The organism is Rufibacter immobilis, assembly GCF_003721565.1.
Taxonomy (GTDB): Bacteria; Bacteroidota; Bacteroidia; order Cytophagales; family Hymenobacteraceae; genus Nibribacter; species Nibribacter immobilis.
In genome coordinates this window covers 293958-314370 of record NZ_RJJE01000017.1, presented here as the reverse complement: position 1 = coordinate 314370, position 20413 = coordinate 293958, and the positions used below count along the sequence as shown (strand labels likewise).

Genomic DNA, 20413 nt, shown 5'->3' with positions numbered 1-20413 from the left:
TTAGGTATGAACACATTAAGCACATCTGTAGAAGAGACAGCACAGATAGCGGCCGCCGAGCACCTGATTGATTTAGCCGAGCATGTGAGCGGAAGCCGGAAATGCATTTTGGTCTGCCTCCCAGATGGCACGCTGCTTTCTTTCAACAAGCAGGCTGAGGAAGCTTTGCTGAAAAACTACAAGAATGTACCGCCTGGATTCAATATCAAAGAACTGTTGGAGGAGAAGCACTGGACTGCCTTTGACAGAAACGTGCGCCTGCTCCGGAAACGTAAAAACCTAAGCGGTTTCCTACAAACCAAGTACAAAGTTCTGGACGCCGACTTACTCTATTTCAAGTCCAGTTTGGTAAAGCAGGAAGGCTTTGAGTTTTTGTACATAGCCGTACGGGCCGCCTCTGCCGAGGTAATGCCCATTGGCGACATGTTTGCCTCAGAATCAAGTTACCGCAGCATCTTTGAAGACAGCACAGATCCATTGTTCATCCTGGACAAGAAAGGAGTGTTTATTGATATCAACAAAGAGGCCGTTAAACTTATCCAGATTGACAAGCAGCAGTTGTTGGGTGAAAGTGTGTTTGAGGCCTTTGGTTTAAATCCATCGGAGAAAATCGCTTTCAAGAGAAAACTCCGGAACGCCTGCAACGGCAAAACCCAACGGTTAGACTGGTGGTTCAAGAGCCAGGATGATACCCTTTTCCCTTTGTGGCTCAGCCTCAAATGGGGTAGGTACTTTGGCCAGGAAGTAGTATTGGGCACCGCTAAGCCCATGGAAGATGCCCGCAGTCAGGTTGAAATAGGTCTGCAACGCCAGCAGCAACAGGAATTCATGGCCAGGCTACTACCCTTACTCACGAAACTGAAAACTGCCGAAGATATTCTTTCTGCCACGCTGGATGAATTAATCAAACTCCCCTGCATTAACGGGGGCGGCGTTTTCGTTTACCAACCCGCCACCCGCATGGTCCAATTGGTTACCAGCAAAGGGGAACAATCTATTTTACTGCAGGAGAAAAGCGTGCTGGCGCTTAAACCTGGCTTCATTAGCCAGCTGGAAAACAAGAACAAGAGCAGGTCTCTGCTCAGCATATCACGCAACTTCCAGCACCTCTTCAATAAGCGGGAACTGCTGGCCATGCCCATCAGCACAGATAAACATTTCTTGGCTACCATTTTACTTCTGGTAGATGATGCCGCCCACATAACCAGCAGCCTCACAGATTTTATCAATTATGTGGGATTTGAGTTAAGCTCTTACTTAACCAGATTTGAACTACGCCAGGAGCTGCATTACTCAGAGGGCAAATACAAAACGCTTTTTGAATCTTCAAACGACGCCATTTTCCTGCTGAACAATACCCAGATAGCCGACTGTAACTTTCAGGCAACCGTGTTACTGGACTGTGACAAGCAGAATATTATAGGAAAACGACTGGCTGATTTCTCCCCTGGGCTTCAGGCTGATAACACCTCATCGGTGGAGAAATCTCTGCAGATGATTGAAAGCACCATAAAAGACGGGCAACCACATAGTTTAGAATGGCGCATTGAGAAAACAGACGGCACCGTAGTTGACAGCGAAATCAGCTTTAGTGCGATCCAGCTGGAAGGGGTAAGTTTTGTGCAGTGCATTGTACGGGATATCACTTCTAGAAAAGAAGCTCAGGCCTTGATGCGCCGGCAGGAAGTTCTGCGGGAGTCAATGCACCAGTTCCGTTCCTTCCTGAGCCAAGTGAATCTGGCCTACGTCAGTATGGACCTTGACCTGCGCGTGGTGTATGTAAATGATTATTTCCTCCAATACACCGGGTACAAGCGCGAAGAAGTGATAGGCCAAAACTACTATGACCTCTTTGTTTCTGAGAAAGAACGGCCAGCGCGTATTCAGGAAATCCGGAAGGCATTGCAGAGCCAGTCGCTACGCAGCTATTATGAATGGGACCTGATTACCAAATCTCAGTCAGTGAAAATCCTGCGCTGGAACATCATGTTTGAGATGGATGCCGAAGGCAAAGCGGTGGGGGTAACGGCCGTGGGCAAAGACATGACCGACAAACGGATTGCCATGGAAGCCCTCAAAGACAACAAGATACGTCTGCAGGACTTGTTTGACAATGCCCACGACCTGATCCAGAACATCTCTACAGACAACAAATTCATTTTCGTAAACCGGGCCTGGAAAGAGAAATTGGGCTACAACGATTTTGACATTGAGAACCTCACCCTCAATGACATTGTGCACCCTTACTACAAGGCCAAGCTCATCTACCAGCTTCGGAATTTGTACAAAGGCGATGATGTCAATAAAATAGAGACCGTTTTCCTTACCAAAAGCGGCAAACCGATTCACCTGATTGGCAGTATCAACTGCAGCTGGCAAGACGGTAAACCCATTGCCACCCGCGCCATTCTACACGACATTACGGATCGCATCAAAGCAGAACGCCTGCAGAAGGTGTACTACAGCATTGCCAACCTAGCCATCAGTTCCAAAGACTTGCCGTCTTTGTACAGTGCTATCCACCGGGAGCTCAGCAAGATCATTGAGACGCATAACTTCTACATCGCCCTCTATGATGAAGATACCAATCTCATCAACTTTGTGTACTATGTAGATCAGCTTTCTAACGTTCCGGCCGCTCCCAGACCGTTTTCGCTAGGCATGACCGAGTACATCATTCAGACCGGTAAGCCGCTCTACGCCTCCAAGGCTGACTTTATGCGGTTAGTGGAGCAAGGCAAAATTGAAGTAAACGGTGTGGTACCGGAAGTAATGCTTTCCTCCCCACTCTCCATTGGCGACCGTATCATTGGGGTTATTGCCGTTAGAGATTATAAGAATCCAGAAGCTTATGTGCAAACTGATATTGAGATACTGCACTTTATCTCCAACCAGGTAGCCCTAGCCATTGAACGGAAGCGCAACGAAGAGCAAATCACCATCCAGAACGCCCGCCTCAAAGCAATCTTTGAAAGCGGAACGCACTTGATGTGGTCCATTAACCGCCAGTACCAACTTACCTCGTTTAACCAGAACTTCTCCAACGACATCCACACTTGGACAGGGAACTTACCCGTCTTTGGTGTCTTGTTGAGCGATTTGGTAGGCTCCTTCGTTTCTCAGGAATACTTTGACCTCATGAAGCAGACGTATGAGTCGGCTTTTGCGGGCCAGGCCCAGCAGTTTGAAATTGAATTGCACCAGCCAGACGGGACCAGTTCCTGGCGTGAGGTACTCCTGAACCCTATTTACCTGGAAGATGGTAGCTTCGAGGATGTGTCGGCCATAGCCCTGGATATCACTGAAAAGAAAATCTCCCAGTTAGCCCTGGCAGAGAATGAGGAGAAATTCCGGCAGATCTTTGAATCGTTCCAGGACCTGTATTACAAAACCGGTATTGGCGGTGATTTCCAGTTGATAAGTCCTTCGGTACAAGAGGTATTGGGATATTCCCAAAGCGAAGCCATGGGCATGAACGTGAGTCAGCTTTACGTGTATCCGGAGGACCGGGAACACCTTTTGAACATGCTCTTCAACCAGAGGAGTGTGCGCAACTTTGAGACTACCCTCAGAACCAGCCAGCAGCAGGAGATAGAAGTTTTGATCAACTCACGCCTTATCCTTAACGCTGACCAGGAACCCATAGCCATTGAAGGCGTATGCCGTGATATCACAGAGCTGAAAGACACGCAACGTGAGTTGATCAGAGCCAAAGAACTTGCCGAAAATTCCCTTCAGGTGAAAAACCAGTTCCTAGCCAACATGAGCCACGAGCTTCGCACTCCCATGAACGGGATCATTGGTATGATTGACCTGTTGCACCACAGCGCTGCCAATGAAGAACAGATTGACTACATAGATACCCTACGCAAGTCTTCAGATGCTCTACTGGAAATCCTGAATGACATTCTGGATCTATCTAAAATACAGGCAGGGAAATTACAACTCAATGAGACCGGTATTGACCTCTTCTATGTACTGGACAAGATTCATTCATTGTTTGCCAACCGTGCCTTACAGAAAGACCTTACGTTTACCTACTCCATCTCAGAAGATACGCCTAGGTATATTGTAACTGATGAAATTCGCTTACTACAGGTGCTCTCTAACCTCACTTCTAATGCCATCAAGTTTACGAACGAAGGCAGCGTAAGCGTGGAAGTAAGCCGAGTAAGCGGGGAAGAAGACAAGCACTTGCTACTGTTCAGAGTCAATGACTCTGGCATAGGCATTAGTGAAGAAGACATACAGTTGCTGTTCACTAACTTCACGCAACTAGACAATTCTTCTTCTAAAACCTTTGGGGGAACCGGTCTGGGGCTGGCCATCTCTAAACAACTAAGTGAGTTGCTGGGGGGACAAATTGGTGTGGAGTCCCAGCCAGACAAAGGCAGCACGTTCTGGTTTACCATCCTTTGCAAAGACGCAGAGAACATTACCCAAATCAATGAGCAGTTACAGCATTCCAAAGAGTTAGACCAGATAGGTAGCTTTGATCCTGCTCCCATCCTGCTTCTGGTAGATGATAACCAGATCAACCAGAAAGTAGCACTCAAGCTGCTTGAACGAATGGGCTGTTTTGCAGATGTAGCCTCCAATGGCTTTGAGGCCATTGAAAAAGCTACTCAGAAACAATATGATCTGATTTTCATGGATATTCAGATGCCGGAGATGGATGGGGTTACCGCTACCCATGAGTTGAAAAAGCTTTTAGGCATTGATTGTCCTCCTATCATTGCCATGACTGCTTACTCTATGAAAGACGACGCGGAGAAATTCATCAAAGAAGGCTTAGATGACTATATCTCTAAACCCGTTAAAATCTCAGATTTACATAACCGTATCTCCAAGTGGTACGGGAACAGCATAACTCCTGAAAACCAGGACGCAACGCCTGCCCCAACGCCAGAAGAAGCCCCGGCCCCAGATGAACTGATGCTGGACATGGGAGTAGTAGACCAGTTGAAGAGCATTGGCGGCGATGAGTTTGCCCTACAACTCTACATAGACTTTGAGGAAGAAACCGCAGAACTGCTGGCTGAAGCTGAAAAAGAAGTAGCCGCACAACATTATGAGGGTATTTTAAGTACACTGCATCAAATCAAAGGCACTGCCTCTACCTTGGGTCTTGGTACCATTTCCACGCTGGCTAAAGAGCTAGAACATGATATTTTAAAAGGTAAAATGACATTTGTTGGCGATACATTTTCTGATTTAAAGTCAAGTTTTACTATTTTTAAGGCAAACTATAGAAATAAAATCATAGCGAACTAACCATGGCCGAGTCTAAAACCATTTTGATTGCAGAGGATAGCTCTGTAATTCTGAATCTTACGAAGAAAATTTTGGAACTACAGAACTACAAAGTAGTCTCAGCTAAGAACGGCGGGGAAGTTCTAAAGAAAGTGCAGGATCAGAAAATTGACGCGATTCTTATGGACTTAAACATTCCGGTGAAGAACGGAATGGAGTGCACCAAAGAGATCAGAGCCAATCAAGATCCGCAGATCGCACAGATTCCAATCATTGCCGTAACCGGTAATGCAAACAACTACACTCTTGAGCAGTTCAAGGAAGCGGGCATTAACGCCTATTTGCCTAAACCACTTGATTTTGACATGCTGGTGCAAACGGTGAAAGAATACGTGCACTAGCACATACTACTAAACTTACGTATGCAGCTAAAGTATACCCGGCCATTCTTAAACCGGTTAGAAGATATTTTTGCGGAGTCTGAGTACATGCTGCGGTATGAGAAAGGTACTTTTAAATCTGGTTTCTGCATTTTGAAAGACACCAAAGTTGCAGTAGTGAACAAGTACTTCCCGCTGGAGGGAAAGATCAACTGTCTGGTGGAAATACTCAAAGCCGTGGACATTCAGGCAGACAAACTGCGTCCGGAAACTCAGGACCTGTATTTGGCCATTAAACAACAAACCATAACCACTGCGTGAAAATCACTTTCTTAGGAACAGGCACCTCACAGGGAGTACCCGTCATTGGGTGTGAATGTGAGGTTTGCCGTTCTTTAGATTACCGTGACAAGCGCTTGCGGGTCTCCATTCTGGTAGAAACAGACGGTAAAAATCTGGTTATAGACTCTGGCCCCGATTTCAGGCAACAGATGCTGCGTGAACGGGTAAAACGCGTGGATGCTGTCCTCTTCACCCATGAGCACAAAGACCATACGGCTGGCATGGATGACATACGGGCTTTCAATTTCATGCAGCACATTGACATGCCCCTGTACGCAGATCCACGTGTGCTCAAGCAGTTACAGCAGGAATTCAGTTATATTTTCACAAACCATACGTATCCGGGCGTTCCTAAAGTAGAGCTTCATCCCATCCAGAACGAACCTTTTCTGGCCCAGGGGGTTCCGGTTACTCCCATTCATGTTCTACACCACCAGTTACCGGTCTTCGGGTTTAGATTCGGGGATTTCACCTACATCACGGACGCCAATTTCATTTCTCCTGAGGAGAAGGAGAAAATAAAAGGTTCTCGGGTAGTAGTCCTGAATGCCCTCAGGAAAGAACCTCATATTTCCCATTTCTCCCTCTCAGAAGCGCTGGCGGTATTAGACGAACTAGCTCCTGAACAGGCATATTTAACCCATATAAGTCATCTCCTAGGCCAGCACCGCGAGGTGGAGAAAGAACTGCCTCCCTATGTGAAACTGGCCTATGACGGGCTTTCCATTAGCTTATAAGCGTGCATCAGAATTATTTCTTTATCCGGCAGTTAGCGACCCAGCTAGATGGGCTTCTGCGTGGCTTTACGCTACAAGCGGCTTTCAGTCAAGAAAAGGATGAGTTAATGCTGGCGTTCTGCAAAAAAGAGCAGGAGTTTTACATTAAGACCATCCAGACCTCCACTTTTTCCAGCCTGCAGTTTCCGCAGACCTTCAACAGAGCCCGGCAGAATTCAGTAGATCTTTTTGTTCCTCTGGTGGGGGAGGAAGTGTTGGAGGTACGTGCGCACCGGCAGGAACGTAGTTTCTACATCACGTTCAGCAATCAGCGAGTGCTGCTGTTCAAGCTGTTCGGGAACAGGTCAAATGTGGTCCTCTACGTGGAAGACCAGCCGGTAGAGCTATTCCACAAGAAGCTGGCTAAAGACCTCAACCTGGACTACCAGCAGATGGATCAGGCGTGGCATCTGGACAAGGAGGCCTTTTTTAAAGCTCCTGAAAGCCTTAGAAAGCTCCTTCCCACCTTAGGTGACCTTCCTTGGCTGTACTTGCTAGAGAACGGCTTTGCATCCATGGAGATCCAGCAGCAATGGGATTTGGTGCAGGTCATGCTCCAAGTGCTGGAGAACCCTACCTGCTACTACCTGGTGCAGAAAGACAAAATGTTACGTCTTTCGCTGCTGCCTGTTGGCGAAACTCTGGAGACTTATCAGGATCCTATCTCTGCACTGAATGCCTTTGTACTACAGTATCGTGCACAGGAGTATTTTCAGAAGAATTACGCAGCAGCCCATAAGCAGCTGACAAAGCAACTGGATGGGGCGCAGAAAATTTGGTGGCAGATACAGGAGCAGTTAGAACATTGGCACCATGGCACCCCTTACTCCCAAACCGCCGATGTGATCATGGCTAACCTTACTAACATCCCGCCCGGGAGCAAAGAAGTGGAGCTCTATGACTTTTACCAAGACACCATTCGTCTGATTAAGTTACAGAGCACAGAAACGCCTCAGAAGACCGCCGAACGCCTGTACAAAAAGGCTAAAAACCAGAAAATAGAGCTGCAGCTCTTGGAGGAACGGGCTGCCCGTAAAGAAGCCGAGGTAGAACGCCTTTCACAGTTGTTACAAGAACTGGAGACACTGGAAACGGCCAACCAACTGAGACAGTTTTTGAAGCAACATGCCCCAACGCAAGCAGTTGCCCAGGTAGACCTGCCTTACCATACGTTTGAGACAATGGGTTTTAAAATTTTAGTTGGGAAAAATGCCAAAGCCAACGACAAACTAACGCTAAAGCATACCCACAAAGATGATCTCTGGCTGCATGCCAAAGATGTTCCGGGGTCTCATGTTGTCATTAAGTTTCAAGCTGGCAAAAGCTTTCCTACGCCCGTCATTGAAGCCGCGGCCCAGTTGGCTGCCTTCTACTCCAAACGGAAAAATGATAGCCTCTGCCCAGTGCTCTATACACCTAAGAAGTACGTACGGAAACCCAAGGGCGCCACTCCCGGGTCTGTGATTGTAGAACGGGAGAAAGTATTGTTGGTTAAACCAGAGAATCCCTTTAAGACACAATATACTGTAGCCTGAGTCTGCTCACACCATTCAACCTGGTAACTAGAAATTACTGCTTCGCTTTTTTGAAATTATAGATACTGGCCAAATCAAATGCTACTCCTAAAGAGAAAGCACCCAGGCAAGCTAAACGGGCATTCTTGATTTTTTTGTCCCTATCTGCTTTTTGAATTACGTAAGCAGCCATCGCTGATTCGTACTCCTTAGTTATTTGCTGGTAAACAACAGGGTTGTTCCTGTTTTGATCCAGCGCAAACAAATATTCAGCAGATGGATTGTGCACTTTCTTGACAAGACCCGGTACCATGAGATATGTTCCGGCACTGATGATGTTCAGCCCTAACCCAAACAATAGAAAAGTATCGGCACGTTTACTATAGGATAGTGGCGCAGCTTCTTTAGTCTCAGGTGCTAGACTTATCTGTAGACTTGTATTAAGTTGCTTGGAGGGGGCCATGACCAAGGGAGCCTGAGCATACATCCTTATTGGCAGTACAAAGGCTAAAATCAATAAAAGGTGCTTTTTCATCTTGATTCTTAGAAAATATGAGATCAAATAGATTTAGAATATTAGATAAATGGTTGTTATCGCTTTGATGCTCTCTTATTATGACGCTGCCAAACGTCCAGCTTATTAGTAGTAATGCAGTTTAACAGAGGTATTTAGGTACATTATTTACGTCTTCTAATATACACTTTAAGGCTGATAAATATTAATTTCTCTCACAAGATTTAGCCCACTTAAGACAAGCATTACCCTTAAGAGGTACAGGTAAATCATTTAGCAAAAACTCCTTGAAGGTATACATAAAAGAAGGGTGCTACTATCAATGCAACATTGAATGCTTGCAGTAGCATTTATAGGCAGGTTCAATGGAAATAGAACCTGAACTTAGATTATTCTATCTATTATCACAGACACTAAAGTGCTGATGGGCAGAATACATGTTTTTAAACCCTGAACAGCTGTAATGTTGAGAAAAAGAGATGAAGGGATAAATAGAAATTAGTATAGCACTTTCTTTTGACTTCACTTAAAGAAAGCAGAGTATAATTGAGATGCCTTAAAAAGGCAAAAGCCCTGTAACTAATTAAGTTACAGGGCTTTTATAAGGTTTAAGTGCGCGCGGGGAGATTCGAACTCCCACACCCGTAGGGCACCACCCCCTCAAGATGGCGTGTCTACCAGTTTCACCACGTGCGCATGTCCCAAAAGGCATTTCCTGATTTGGTGGTACAAATGTATTGCTTCCTTTTTTCTTCTGCAAGTCCACTGCAAATTTTTCTGACTCCCTCCGGCACTAAGCTTACCCCTCCCCTCTACCCCAAAAATTTAGAATTAGATGCCCGGCCATATCCATGTCAAGATTCATTACGGTACAGCAACGTTATTACTTCCTTCAACCAGCAGCACAGGATAGCACATCAACCAACGCGTCAGTAAGTGCCACACCAGTTTTAACCTGTTTCCGGAAAAAGAGCCGCTAAACGCATTTGCTTCTCAGGGCTAACAGACCATTACTAACTTAGGGTAGATCTTGCTACCTTCGGACATGCAAACCTTACCATTTTACATTGTAGACGTCTTTGCATCGGCGCCATACAAAGGGAACCAGCTGGCGGTGTTTCTGGAGGCAGAGCACCTTTCAACGGAGCAGATGCAACAGATAGCCCAGGAAATTGGCTTCGCGGAGTCAGCTTTTCTAATGAAGAACACTCCCCATCCCGAAGGTTTTGAGGCCAGAATCTTCACTGTGGAATATGAGGTTCCGTTCGCGGGTCACCCTACCCTGGGCACCGCCTATGTGGCGCAACAGTTTCTACTGCAAAGGCCAGTGCCCCACCTGCAGCTAAAGCTGAAAGTGGGCAGCATCCCCGTCGCTTTCACGTATGCCCAGGATAAGCCCGACTTCCTGCTCATGCGCCAAATGGCTCCTTTCTTCGGAGAGCCGCTTCCCCAGCAGGAACTCGCTTCGCTTTTAGGGCTTCCGTTAGAGGCCTTACACCCCACCCACCCTGTACTGGAAGTCTCTACGGGCTTGCCGTTCCTGGTCATCCCGCTGCAACGGCTGGAAGACATACAGAAACTCGAGCTGCAGCCCCAGAAACTATTGGCTTTCCTGCAACAGCACGGCCTGTACAAAACCCAACGACCCGATGGACTTACCGTCGCGCTCTACTTCTTCTGCCCCCAAACCTATAAACCGGAGCACCAGATCAACGCGCGCATGCTAGCGCTGGAGAATGGGCAAATCATTGAAGATGCCGCCACCGGCAGCGCCAACGGCTGTCTGCTCGCCTATCTGCTAAAACACCGCTACTTTCAGGAAAACCAACTGGAACTGCTGGTAGAACAGGGCTATGAAATTAACCGCTTCGCCACCATAAAACTACAGGGTCAGCTAACGGAAGAAGATCAATTTGAACTGCTGGTGGGCGGACAGGTCCAGCTTATCGCGAAAGGAGAATGGTATGTCCATTAATGCCTCTCCGCAGATCCTCGCCAATCGCTCCTGGCTACTTGCTCTGGCCTTGGTTCTCATGACGTTTAGCGGCTCTTTTTCCCAAAACAGGCCCAAACCAGAGACGCTCGTGCTTAAACCTAGCCAGGTCTTTGACGGACAGAACCTGCACAGAAACTGGGTAGTGGTGGTGGAGGGCGAACGGATTACCGCAGCCGGTCCCGCCGCCTCCGTAGCCATTCCGCCGCAGGCGCGCGTGCTGGAACTACCCGGCCAAACCCTGCTCCCGGGGCTTATTGAAGGCCACTCGCACCTCCTGCTGCACCCCTACAATGAAACTTCTTGGAACGACCAGGTCCTCAAAGAAGCCGATGCCCTGCGGGTAGCCCGCGCCACCGTCCATGCCAAAGCCACCTTGCTGGCTGGTTTCACCACGGTGCGGGACTTGGGTTCTGAGGGAGCCGAGTACGCCGATGTAGGGCTCAAGCAGGCCATTGACCAAGGCATCATTCCGGGGCCGCGCATGTTGGTGGCCGGCAAGGCCATGATCGCCACCGGCAGCTACGGTCCCAAAGGGTTCGATCCCGCGTTTGAGGTGCCCCAGGGCGCAGAGGCCGCCGACGGTATAGACAATATCTCCCGGGTGGTGCGGGACCAAATTGGCAAGGGTGCCGATGTCATCAAAGTCTACGCCGACTACCGCTGGGGACCCAACGGCGAGGCCATGCCCACCTTTACCCTGGCTGAACTCAAACTCATTGTGGAAATTGCCGCCAGCAGCGGAAGACCCGTGGTAGCCCATGCCAGCACCCCAGAGGGCATGCGCCGCGCCGCCGAGGCGGGCATTGAAACCATTGAGCACGGCGACAACGGCACTCCCGAGGTTTTCCGGCTCATGGCCAAGAAGAACGTCGCGCTCTGCCCTACCCTGGCCGCCGGCGATGCCATTCTGCAATACAACGGCTGGCGCAAAGGCATTGACCCAGAACCGGCCCGCATCGTGCAGAAGCGCGCCAGCTTCAAAGCTGCCCTGGCCGCCAAAGTCCCCATCTGCGTGGGCGGCGATGTGGGTGTTTTCCCGCACGGCGACAATGCCCGCGAACTGGAAATGCTGGTCTCGTATGGTATGTCTACTCTTGACGTGCTTCGGGCTGCCACGGCGGGCAACGCCAAACGCTTCCACTTGGACAATCGCCTGGGCATGGTTAAGGAAGGATTGCTAGCCGATCTTATCTCGGTGTCCGGTGATCCTACCCAGGACATCAGCAGTTTACGCAACGTACAGCTGGTCATGAAAGGCGGCCAGATCTATCGGGAACCATAAGGTAATTTTTGGAGAAGTGCGGCAGGCGTTTAGGGGCTCTTTTTGGAAAAAGAGCCCCTAAACGCCTGCCGCACTTTATAACGTGTTACATGCTACAATGTAGCCACAAAAGCCAAATGCCTCCCATTGAGGCTCAGCGCCAAACGCGTTATGTTTTTAATACCCTGCTGGCTGAAATCAGCCACTTCCTGCCAGCGGCGGTCGGTGCCGGGGCGGTAGAAGTACAGTTTGGCACCCTGGGCCATGAGCAGCCGTCCGTCAGGAGTCCAGGCGAAGTCCTGGCTGCCGGGCAGCGTCTGGATGATCGTTTCTCGGGAGCCGGTTTTCAGGTCCATCTGCTTTATCTCACCCAGTGAATCTGACAACGGCACCAGATAAGAAATCGCTTTTTTACCCGGCACCCGGTGCAGGCTCCGCCCGATGGATTCTTCCATTTTCACCTCAGTTTTAGCGGCAGGCACCGTCAGATACAGCGCCATGGGCGGTTGCCCCCTAAACGCCGCCACCAACAGCGTATCCTGGTTGTACCACACGTGGTAGCCAATGAGTTGGTCCAGCTCCAGAACCACCCCAGGCTGACTGCTGCCTGGCTTCAACGGAAACTGCCACAAGTGCTGCTCCTTCCCCCGTACCACGGAGAACCGCTTCCCGTCTGGCATCACCAGCGGCGAGTATTCGGCTTCAGGCGTGGCTGTGAGCTGAACGGTTTGTTTGCTGCTGATGGAATATTGGTAAATATCTGTCTGTTTTCCATCGCGCTGCGATGTGTAGAGCACCGTCTTTCCGTCTGGGCTAAAGCTGGGTTGGTTGTCATAGCCCGTTCTCTGGGTGAAATTGACGGGGGTTCCTACCTGCAGCCCCTGTTTGTGCGGCTTTAAAGAAACCAGAAAAATCTCTGTATCAGGAATTCCCTGGGCCATTCCAGACGTAGCGCACGCGCCCATGCCCAGAATAAACAAGCCTCTCTTAATAATCAGCATAGAGATAGTAAGATTATTTACTTAACATATTAAAACAGCCAAAGACGTAATATCTCCTTTTTACTTCCTGCAAGTCTCTCTGAGGAAGATAAGGGAATCTGGTTGAATAAGCTACCTACGCCGCAGGAAATTAAGCCCGGAGAACTACCCTTGTACATGCATCAAAGAAAAGCGCCACCCTGGCAGGGGTGGCGCTTAGAATAACCGTTTAGAGGGCCTTTTTCTGAAATTAGGCCAAAACCAGCTTTACACTTCTTCGGCTTTGAGTTCTTGCATGGGCCTGATGAAGAAGTCGTTGATGGGTTTTACGGCTTGCATGGCGGCCAGAACTTCGTCATAGAGGCGTTCGCTGGTCACCACGTCATCGGGGAGCATGTAGGTGGCGTTCCAGCTTTTGTGCCGAAGCAGGTCAATGGCGGGATTCTCAGGATCGTATCCTTTGGGCGTAGTTTTGAGCTTATCCCCTCCCAAACCGGCGAAGTATTTCTTGAACGAAGGCGCGTTGAGCAGTCCTTTCAGCTCCTCATAGTTGTAGTCAATCTCCTGCCGGATGGCTTTGAGTTCAGGGGCCGGCGGCATCCAAACCCCGCCCGCCAGAAAGGAACCGTCGTTGGGACTGATGTGGAGATAAAAACCGGGGTTAATGGTTTTGCGTCCGCCATCGGCCAGGTAGGCGCAGATATGGTCTTTGTAGGGACGTTTGTCATGGGAGAAACGCACATCGCGGTAAATCCGGAACATGAGGTCTTTGGCTTCCTGCCCGTCCAGAGCGGGCTCAAACGCAGATGCTCCCTGGAGCAGGGTTTTCAGGAAAGAGATAAAGTCTTTGCGGGCGGCCTCATAGCGGCTTCGGTTCTGTTCAAACCAGTCGCGTTGGTTGTTCAGGCGCAGGTCCCGGATGAAATCTAAGGTAGATTGGTCTAAATGCTTTTTCATGTGGTATGGTCTTGAGGCCTCGGCCTACTGATGGTGAACAAGCCTGCCCAAAAGTAAGTTCTACAGCGCAAAACCAAGCACTAGCACCCTTGCGTTTAGGGGCTCTTTTCCCAAAATCAGACGTAAAACAGAATGCTTTATTGAGATAGGTCTTGCTCCGGCACCAAGTCCAGAGACGGGAGAAGCGCCAGGGTTAGTTCCTGTTGCCGGGCCACCTCCTGGGCAGAGGCCAGCGCGGTTTGGGTTCCCCAACCCACTTGCGTAAAGAAATCTGGCACCAGGTAATTGAGGCCCAGCAAATAGAACTGTCCCGCCTGCGCCGGCCCTAGTACCACGTCATGCTGCTCCAGTTGCTGAAACGCTTCTTCCAGCAGGGCGGTGGTAATTCCGGGGCAGCAGGAGTTTACCAGCACAATGGGCGAAAAACCGTCAATCAACGACTGAGCGAACAATGCCTGCAACAGGGAACCTGTGTCTGGCGCAGCTGGCAACGCCACGGCTTCAAATCCTTCCTGAATTGTATCGTTCTCAAGATCATTAGAGGTTGTATGGCAAATGCGCCGATGGGCATCTACCGGAAGGGCTGCCGCTAAGGCGAGTTTGGTTATATGCTCCATTGCCAGCGCTGATTTTTCTTGCTCACCAACCAACGACGGGTCCATTGCCGGTTGCCCCTGTGCCAGCGGGTGCGCCATGATCAGCAGTAAACGTTTGCTCATACAGCTACTTGGTTCTGTTTTATAGGTTCTGTTACGAGGGTTTCAGCAAAAGTGCTGGCTTTCCCAGCAGAAAGCGGTTGCGTTTAGGGGCTGTTTTTCCAAAAACAGCCCCTAAACGCAACTCCGTTATTGACCAACTAGCGGGCGCTGCTTTCGCCCATTACGTACATTTCTTCCAGCGTGGGAACGGGGCTACCTCCCTCCTGCTCCAGCGTTACGGCAAACGCCTGGGCTTCTGCCACGGTTTTCAGGCGAAGCAGGCTGCTGTCTGTGCTGGTGACCACCCCGGCATCAACGGGTTTCCCGTTCACTAAGGCCCAAAGCTGGTACTGTTTCCCGGCGGGGGCTGCCGGCAGACCAGACGGATCAAAGTAAACCTCTTTGGTACCCTGGTTCCAGAACACGATGGCTTGGGCCTGCGGATGCTGGGCCACGCCCTTCAGTTGCACCGCCAGCGTCTGTGGGTTGCGCAGCACGCCCAGCAAGGATTCTGACTGCACGTTCTGCTGTTCCAGACGGTTCACCTGCAACGCATATTGCCGGGCATTCTGCCGCGAGCTGAACAACTCCTCCCGGGTTTCCTGCAGGCTGGTGTACAGGTACACATTGGAGGCGACACTAATAAGCAGCACCACTACGGCGGCAATCTGCCACCAGCGGTTGCTGGTGTTAGCCTGCGGCACCGCAGAGGCAAACGTGTCTAGCGGGAAGACCTTGCCTGCCGGGGCAGTTTCCTCCTGCCTGACCGCCGATGCCGCCTGCAACTGTTTAAGTATCCTATCTTCCAACTCGGGCCGCGGAGCGCTGGCGTGGGTAAGGGCATAAGCCTCCATGGCACGCAGACAAGTATCCAGGGCAGCACGCACCTCTGGGTGCTGCGCCGCCACCTGCTCTACCTCTGCGCTTTGGTGGGGCGTAAGCCCTCCGGCTGCGTACAGTTCCAGTACTCCTGACTCTATGTACTCCTGAATGTTCAACGCTATTTGATTAATTTGCTCAAGAATTTGATGGCCATGCGGGCCCTGGTTTTCACGGTTCCCAGCGGGATGTTCAGTTCCTCTGCCACCTCGCTTTGGGTGAAACCGTTAAAGTACATCAAATCTATGATTACTTTTTGATCTGGATTCAATTGTTCTGTCATTTCCTGCAACCCAATATGGTCAGGTTTAATTTCATCGCCGCTCACCATGTGGTGGGTAACGGTGTTTTCCATGGGTTGGGTCTTAGAACCTACGCGATATTGCTTTGACCGGATTTTGTCAATGGCCAGGTTGCGGGAAATGTTCAGCATCCAGGTGAAAAGGCGCCCCTTCTGCTCATCGTAGCTGGCAAAAGCCGACCATATTTTCAGGAAACTCTCCTGTAACACGTCCTCAGCCAGCTCTTCCTGCTTTACAATCCGTAAAATTACGCCATAGAGGGCCGCCGAGTAATTACGGTAAAGAAGAGTAATGGCCCGTTGGTCTTGCGCGCGCAAACGGGCAACCAGTTCCTCTTCAGATGCAATATTCAATGTTGAGTCCAACAAGTAACGTATTTTAGCCAACTAATATGCAGCGCCGGCGGTGAAGACTTAGCAGGAAAGATGAAAGTTCATGCTTTACGTAACTCTTTAAACACAGTTCTGTAGAATATGTTTAAAGAAAGATAGGTAGAGCTAGTTTCTGAACACCGTATTTCTACGGACTTTGCCTCTACAGGTTTTACCCCTTTCGCTGCTTTTCCCCATCTAATAATAACACTTTACAATGCCAATTCAAACTCTTAATCCATACACCAATACCGTAGAGAAAACTTTTGAGCCGGCCTCAGCACAGGAAATAGAAACAACGCTGCACCACGCAGACAATGCTTTCAGGGCCTGGCGCACCACTTCCTTCGCCCACCGGGCCGCGTTGATGCAGCGCGCCGGCGATGAGCTGGCCGGCAACCAGGACCATTACGCCAGAATCATCTCCCTGGAAATGGGCAAGCCCCTGAACCAGTCCAGAGGTGAAATAAATAAGTGTGCCCTGGTCTGCCACTATTATGCCCAGCACGCCGAGGAATTCCTGCAAGACGAAGACATCCAGACCAGTGCCGTGCGCAGCTTTATCTCCTATGAGCCCATGGGCACCATTCTGGCCGTCATGCCCTGGAACTTCCCGTTCTGGCAGGTGTTCCGGTTTGCCGCCCCGGCGCTCATGGCGGGCAATGTAGGTTTGCTCAAGCACGCCTCCAACGTGCCGCAGTGTGCGCTGGCTATTCAGGAGGTGTTTGAGAAGGCGGGTTTCCCCAAAGGGTGCTTCCAGTCATTGCTCATCGGTTCGCGGGAAGTGGAACAGCTTATTAAGGACGAACGCGTGAAAGCCGTGACACTCACCGGTAGCGAGGGCGCCGGGGCCAACGTAGCCTCCGTGGCCGGAGCCCAGATCAAGAAAACCGTGCTGGAGTTGGGCGGTTCAGACGCGTTCATTGTTTTAGCCGATGCCGATGTGGAAGCCGTGGCCCAAAAAGCGGCCAGCGCCCGCCTCATCAATACCGGCCAGAGCTGCATTGCCGCCAAACGCTTCATCCTGGAGAAACCCATTGCCGAGGCTTTCATGGCCGCTTTCTCTAAAAACATGCAGGAGAAACGCACCGGTAACCCGTTGGAAGACGAAGACATTGATTACGGTCCTTTGGCCCGGGTAGACCTGGCGCAGGAACTCACGGAGCAGGTGGAGCGCTCTGTGGCCGCCGGAGCCAAACTTTACCTCAAGGGTGGCCAGCCCGATCCCGACAGCGCCCTCTTCCACCCCGCCATCCTCACCGACATCAAACCTGGCAACCCGGCGTATGAGGAAGAATTCTTCGGGCCGGTGGCTTTGGTGTTCGTTGCTGAGGATGCCGAGGATGCGGTTAGAATAGCCAATGACTCGCCCTTTGGCCTGGGCGGCTCCATCTGGACCCGTGACATCCAACGGGGGCAGGAACTAGCCCGGCAGGTAGAATCTGGGGCGGTTTTCGTGAACGCCATTGTGGCCTCAGACCCGGCCCTGCCTTTTGGCGGCGTGAAGAAATCTGGGTACGGGCGCGAATTGTCTTATCTGGGCATCAGGGAGTTTGTGAACCAGAAAACCATCTGGGTAAGCAACCCTCAGGAGTAACCCAACACTTTATAGGTAACGTACCCCACCCACTCATGGATCAGGTGCGACCATTTCTGGAGGGCCTCCGGGTCTGGGATGAGGAGATCGTCTACCGCAAAACTACGGTTGTGGGTCCGGAAATCGGTGGGGAAAGGGTCTGTCTGGAGGCCAGCCTGGTCAAAGCAGCCCTGCGCCCGCCGCATATGGAACGCTGAGGTGATGAGTAGCAGCTTGTGCAGCTGTGGCTGCCCCTGGAGCAGTTCCTTGGTGTACAGCGCATTCTCCCGCGTGTTGCGGCTCCGCTCTTCCAGCAGTATATCCTGCGCAGGCACCCCGGCGTACAGGGCCGTCTGCCGCAGGTTGCTGGCCTCCGTGCGGGTTACCGCTGAGAGGGAGCCTGAGCCCCCGGAAATGATGATTTTCTTCAGCCGGCCTGTTTTGTAGAGTTGAATGGCATCTAAGATCCGTTCGGGGCCTTCGCCGTAGTGCACGCGGTCATAGGGGGCTTTGTTTCCTTCGGTGACCCCGGTGAGCACAATGCCTGCGTCGTAGGTTTTTACCTCCCGCATCAGGACCGGTGCGGGTTCCCAGGCCAGCCACACCTCATTGCTCAGGAAGGGGTTAGTGAAGAACAGCAACAGCAGCACCGCCGCCCGCAGGCAATTCCGGTTTAGGGGCGCTTTTTTCGAAATCAGCCCGAAAACGAGCAAACCCAGAATCCAGAGCAACGGAGACACCGCGTACTGGAGCAGCTTAGACAGAACGAAGAACATATATATGAAGACGTAACGGCACGGCGCTTGGTGTACCTGCGCCCAAAGTAACGCGGCCGGGCCCAAACCGCCAAACCTGTTTGCAAGTCGCTGTGGCTTGTTTCTCCGGCTAGCTTTGGCCGCAACGGCTGAGATGCTGGTTTTGGCCTATTTTTAGAAAAAGAGCCCCTAAACGCCTTTCTGCTTCCTTCTGAAATTACCTTATCTTTAGCCCCACGTTCCACCCATTCGCCTATTTGACTATGAAAGCCGTTGGTATTATTCCCGCCCGTTTTGCCTCTACCCGTTACCCCGGAAAGCCCTTGGTGCTTCTGAACGGGAAATCCATGATTCAGAGGGTGTACGAACAGGCCCAAAAAGCCGATCTCCAGGAAGTGGTCATAGCCACCGATGATGAGCGGATCAGGCAGCACGTAGAGGATTTCGGGGGAAAGGTGGTCATGACCGCCACCCACCACCAGAGCGGCACCGACCGTTGCCACGAAGCCTATTCTCTCCTTGGCCAAACCTACGAGGTGGTGGTGAACATCCAGGGCGATGAGCCTTTCATACAGCCGGAGCAGATTAACCGGGTCTTGCAGTGTTTCGCGCAGCCCCAGGCGCAGATTGCCACGCTTATCAAAGCCGTGCAGTCTACTGAGGAGCTTTTCAACCCCAACAGCCCCAAAGTGGTGATTGGGGCGCAACAGCAGGCACTCTATTTCAGCCGCCACCCTATCCCCTACCTGCGCGGGGTGGAGCAGCCCGATTGGCTTTCGGCCCACCCGTTCTACAAGCACATCGGGATTTACGGCTACCGCAGCACGGTGCTGGCGGAACTCACGCAATTGCAGCCCTCTCCACTGGAAAAAGCCGAATCTCTGGAGCAGTTGCGCTGGCTGGAACACGGCTACCGGATTGTGACGGCAGTCACTGATCTGGAAACCATCGGGATTGACACTCCGGCGGATTTGGAGAAGGCCTTGGCTTTTTTACAGGGAATGGAGGGGCGGTAAAGGCTGATACCATTGGCTAAACCGCTTGTCTATGGCTTTAAGTGCTGCGTTGTTTCATCTTTAACGGTAAGCGCTCACGGCCGCGGGGCCCCGTCTTCCCCTCTCGCAAGCCCTTGCGGCCAAGGAATACAGCTTTCTCTTAGCCTCTTTCCTACTTGGCCACAAGCGAGGCGCTCTAGGGAAAGACTGGAATAGGTGCGTTTGGCAAAGGCAGTCTTTACGGGAGACTGATTGAATATTCTATAAAAGAACTATATCCCTGAACACTGGCCTTACAGGCTGGCGCGAGTCTCCAGACTCGTGCCGTGGGATGCGTGGAGTCTCCAGACTCATGCGTTCCGGCCTGTGGGTCCCGGCGAGTCTGGAGACTCGCAGCATCCTTTGGCACGAGACAATAGTCCCGCGCCAGTTTCTGCTGTAGATGTAGACTCAAGACTCAGGACTTCTATTTAGGGGCTCTTTATCCAGAATCTGCCCAAAACTAGATTTGCTCGGGCTCAGCCGCCGGCTTTCTTGGCTTTGTAGCCCAGGTCCAGGAGCAGTTGCAGGACTTTGTCGCGGAAATCGCCCTGGATGGTGATTTCGCTGTCTTTGGCGCTGCCGCCCACCCCACATTTGGTTTTAAGGGTTTTGCCTAGGGTTTGCAGGTCATCGTCCTGGCCCACAAAACCGGTGATGAGGGTGACCTGTTTGCCGCCACGGCTTTTCTTGTCTAGCTGCACCCGCAGGTTCTGCTGCTGCGGAGGCAGGGTCTGCGCCGCTTCCTCCTGCTGGTATTCATAATCGAAATCTGGGTTGGTGGAATATACCACCCCTTCCCGGTTCTTTTTGTTTTTACTCATG

At 51.0% G+C, this 20413-nt stretch carries 17 protein-coding genes and 1 tRNA gene; 9 read left to right on the top strand and 9 right to left on the bottom strand.

Annotated elements, in window-relative coordinates; genetic code table 11:
* Positions 1 to 6 precede the first annotated feature (6 nt).
* From EFA69_RS14065 to EFA69_RS14045, 5 genes are read left to right on the top strand one after another with little or no spacing between them, the layout of a single operon-like run.
* Entirely contained in the window at positions 7 to 5274 is a 5268-nt protein-coding gene (locus EFA69_RS14065; RefSeq protein WP_123133741.1) for a PAS domain S-box protein, read from the top strand.
* A gap of 2 nt (positions 5275 to 5276) precedes the next feature.
* A complete protein-coding gene (locus tag EFA69_RS14060; RefSeq protein ID WP_123133740.1) occupies positions 5277 to 5654 on the top strand; it encodes a response regulator in 378 nt (125 codons plus the stop codon).
* Between the two features lie 21 nt (positions 5655 to 5675).
* A complete protein-coding gene (locus tag EFA69_RS14055) occupies positions 5676 to 5954 on the top strand; it encodes a hypothetical protein (RefSeq protein ID WP_123133739.1) in 279 nt (92 codons plus the stop codon).
* Positions 5951 to 6712, top strand: a complete 762-nt coding sequence (locus tag EFA69_RS14050) for an MBL fold metallo-hydrolase (protein ID WP_123133738.1) — start codon at positions 5951 to 5953, stop codon at positions 6710 to 6712. The genes EFA69_RS14055 and EFA69_RS14050 overlap by 4 nt, the downstream gene beginning before the upstream one ends.
* Positions 6713 to 6714: 2 nt before the next feature.
* Positions 6715 to 8286: an NFACT RNA binding domain-containing protein gene (locus tag EFA69_RS14045; RefSeq protein ID WP_123133737.1), complete on the top strand. Its 1572-nt coding sequence runs from the start codon at positions 6715 to 6717 to the stop codon at positions 8284 to 8286.
* Between the two features lie 34 nt (positions 8287 to 8320).
* On the opposite strand, the gene EFA69_RS14040 is transcribed toward EFA69_RS14045, so the two are convergent.
* Both EFA69_RS14040 and EFA69_RS14035 read right to left on the bottom strand, forming a co-directional pair.
* Positions 8321 to 8800 carry a hypothetical protein gene (locus tag EFA69_RS14040; RefSeq protein ID WP_123133736.1) on the bottom strand — a complete coding sequence of 160 codons (480 nt, stop codon included), beginning with the start codon at positions 8798 to 8800 and terminating at the stop codon, positions 8321 to 8323.
* A 592-nt stretch (positions 8801 to 9392) separates the two neighbouring features.
* Positions 9393 to 9475: transfer RNA gene (locus EFA69_RS14035), tRNA-Leu, on the bottom strand.
* Between the two features lie 349 nt (positions 9476 to 9824).
* On the opposite strand from EFA69_RS14035, the gene EFA69_RS14030 reads away from it, so the two are divergent.
* Positions 9825 to 10754, top strand: coding sequence for a PhzF family phenazine biosynthesis protein (locus EFA69_RS14030; protein WP_123133735.1), 930 nt, complete (start codon positions 9825 to 9827; stop codon positions 10752 to 10754).
* Positions 10744 to 12057 carry a metal-dependent hydrolase family protein gene (locus tag EFA69_RS14025; protein WP_394342828.1) on the top strand — a complete coding sequence of 438 codons (1314 nt, stop codon included), beginning with the start codon at positions 10744 to 10746 and terminating at the stop codon, positions 12055 to 12057. Before EFA69_RS14030 ends, EFA69_RS14025 begins: the two co-directional genes overlap by 11 nt.
* 92 nt (positions 12058 to 12149) lie before the next feature.
* Here EFA69_RS14025 and EFA69_RS14020 read toward each other — a convergent pair whose 3' ends face one another.
* The 5 genes from EFA69_RS14020 to EFA69_RS14000 all read right to left on the bottom strand — a co-directional run bounded on the left by EFA69_RS14020 (position 12150) and on the right by EFA69_RS14000 (position 16205).
* The gene (locus EFA69_RS14020; RefSeq protein WP_123133734.1) at positions 12150 to 13037 is read right to left on the bottom strand and encodes a TolB family protein; all 888 of its coding nucleotides are present in this window, start codon (positions 13035 to 13037) and stop codon (positions 12150 to 12152) included.
* Between the two features lie 246 nt (positions 13038 to 13283).
* On the bottom strand, positions 13284 to 13973 hold the full coding sequence (locus EFA69_RS14015; protein WP_123133733.1) for a DUF2461 domain-containing protein: 690 nt from the start codon (positions 13971 to 13973) through the stop codon (positions 13284 to 13286).
* Positions 13974 to 14110: 137 nt separating this feature from the next.
* Positions 14111 to 14692, bottom strand: a complete 582-nt coding sequence (locus EFA69_RS14010; RefSeq protein ID WP_123133732.1) for a DUF2064 domain-containing protein — start codon at positions 14690 to 14692, stop codon at positions 14111 to 14113.
* Between the two features lie 137 nt (positions 14693 to 14829).
* On the bottom strand, positions 14830 to 15669 hold the full coding sequence (locus tag EFA69_RS14005) for an anti-sigma factor (protein WP_123133731.1): 840 nt from the start codon (positions 15667 to 15669) through the stop codon (positions 14830 to 14832).
* Positions 15670 to 15671: 2 nt separating this feature from the next.
* Positions 15672 to 16205 (bottom strand): RNA polymerase sigma factor, encoded by a 534-nt coding sequence (locus EFA69_RS14000; RefSeq protein WP_245964587.1) that lies wholly within the window; start codon positions 16203 to 16205, stop codon positions 15672 to 15674.
* Between the two features lie 235 nt (positions 16206 to 16440).
* Between EFA69_RS14000 and EFA69_RS13995 the strand changes: the two genes are divergently transcribed.
* Positions 16441 to 17820, top strand: coding sequence for an NAD-dependent succinate-semialdehyde dehydrogenase (locus EFA69_RS13995; RefSeq protein ID WP_123133730.1), 1380 nt, complete (start codon positions 16441 to 16443; stop codon positions 17818 to 17820).
* Here EFA69_RS13995 and EFA69_RS13990 read toward each other — a convergent pair.
* A complete protein-coding gene (locus tag EFA69_RS13990) occupies positions 17811 to 18575 on the bottom strand; it encodes a YdcF family protein (protein WP_123134845.1) in 765 nt (254 codons plus the stop codon). The two genes, EFA69_RS13995 and EFA69_RS13990, sit on opposite strands and share 10 nt — an antisense overlap.
* A 242-nt stretch (positions 18576 to 18817) precedes the next feature.
* On the opposite strand from EFA69_RS13990, the gene kdsB reads away from it, so the two are divergent.
* Complete coding sequence (gene kdsB / locus EFA69_RS13985) at positions 18818 to 19570, top strand: 3-deoxy-manno-octulosonate cytidylyltransferase (RefSeq protein ID WP_123133729.1); 753 nt, start codon at positions 18818 to 18820, stop codon at positions 19568 to 19570.
* Positions 19571 to 20067: 497 nt separating this feature from the next.
* Here kdsB and EFA69_RS13980 read toward each other — a convergent pair whose 3' ends face one another.
* A complete protein-coding gene (locus EFA69_RS13980) occupies positions 20068 to 20412 on the bottom strand; it encodes a translation initiation factor (RefSeq protein WP_123133728.1) in 345 nt (114 codons plus the stop codon).
* Position 20413 lies beyond the last annotated feature (1 nt).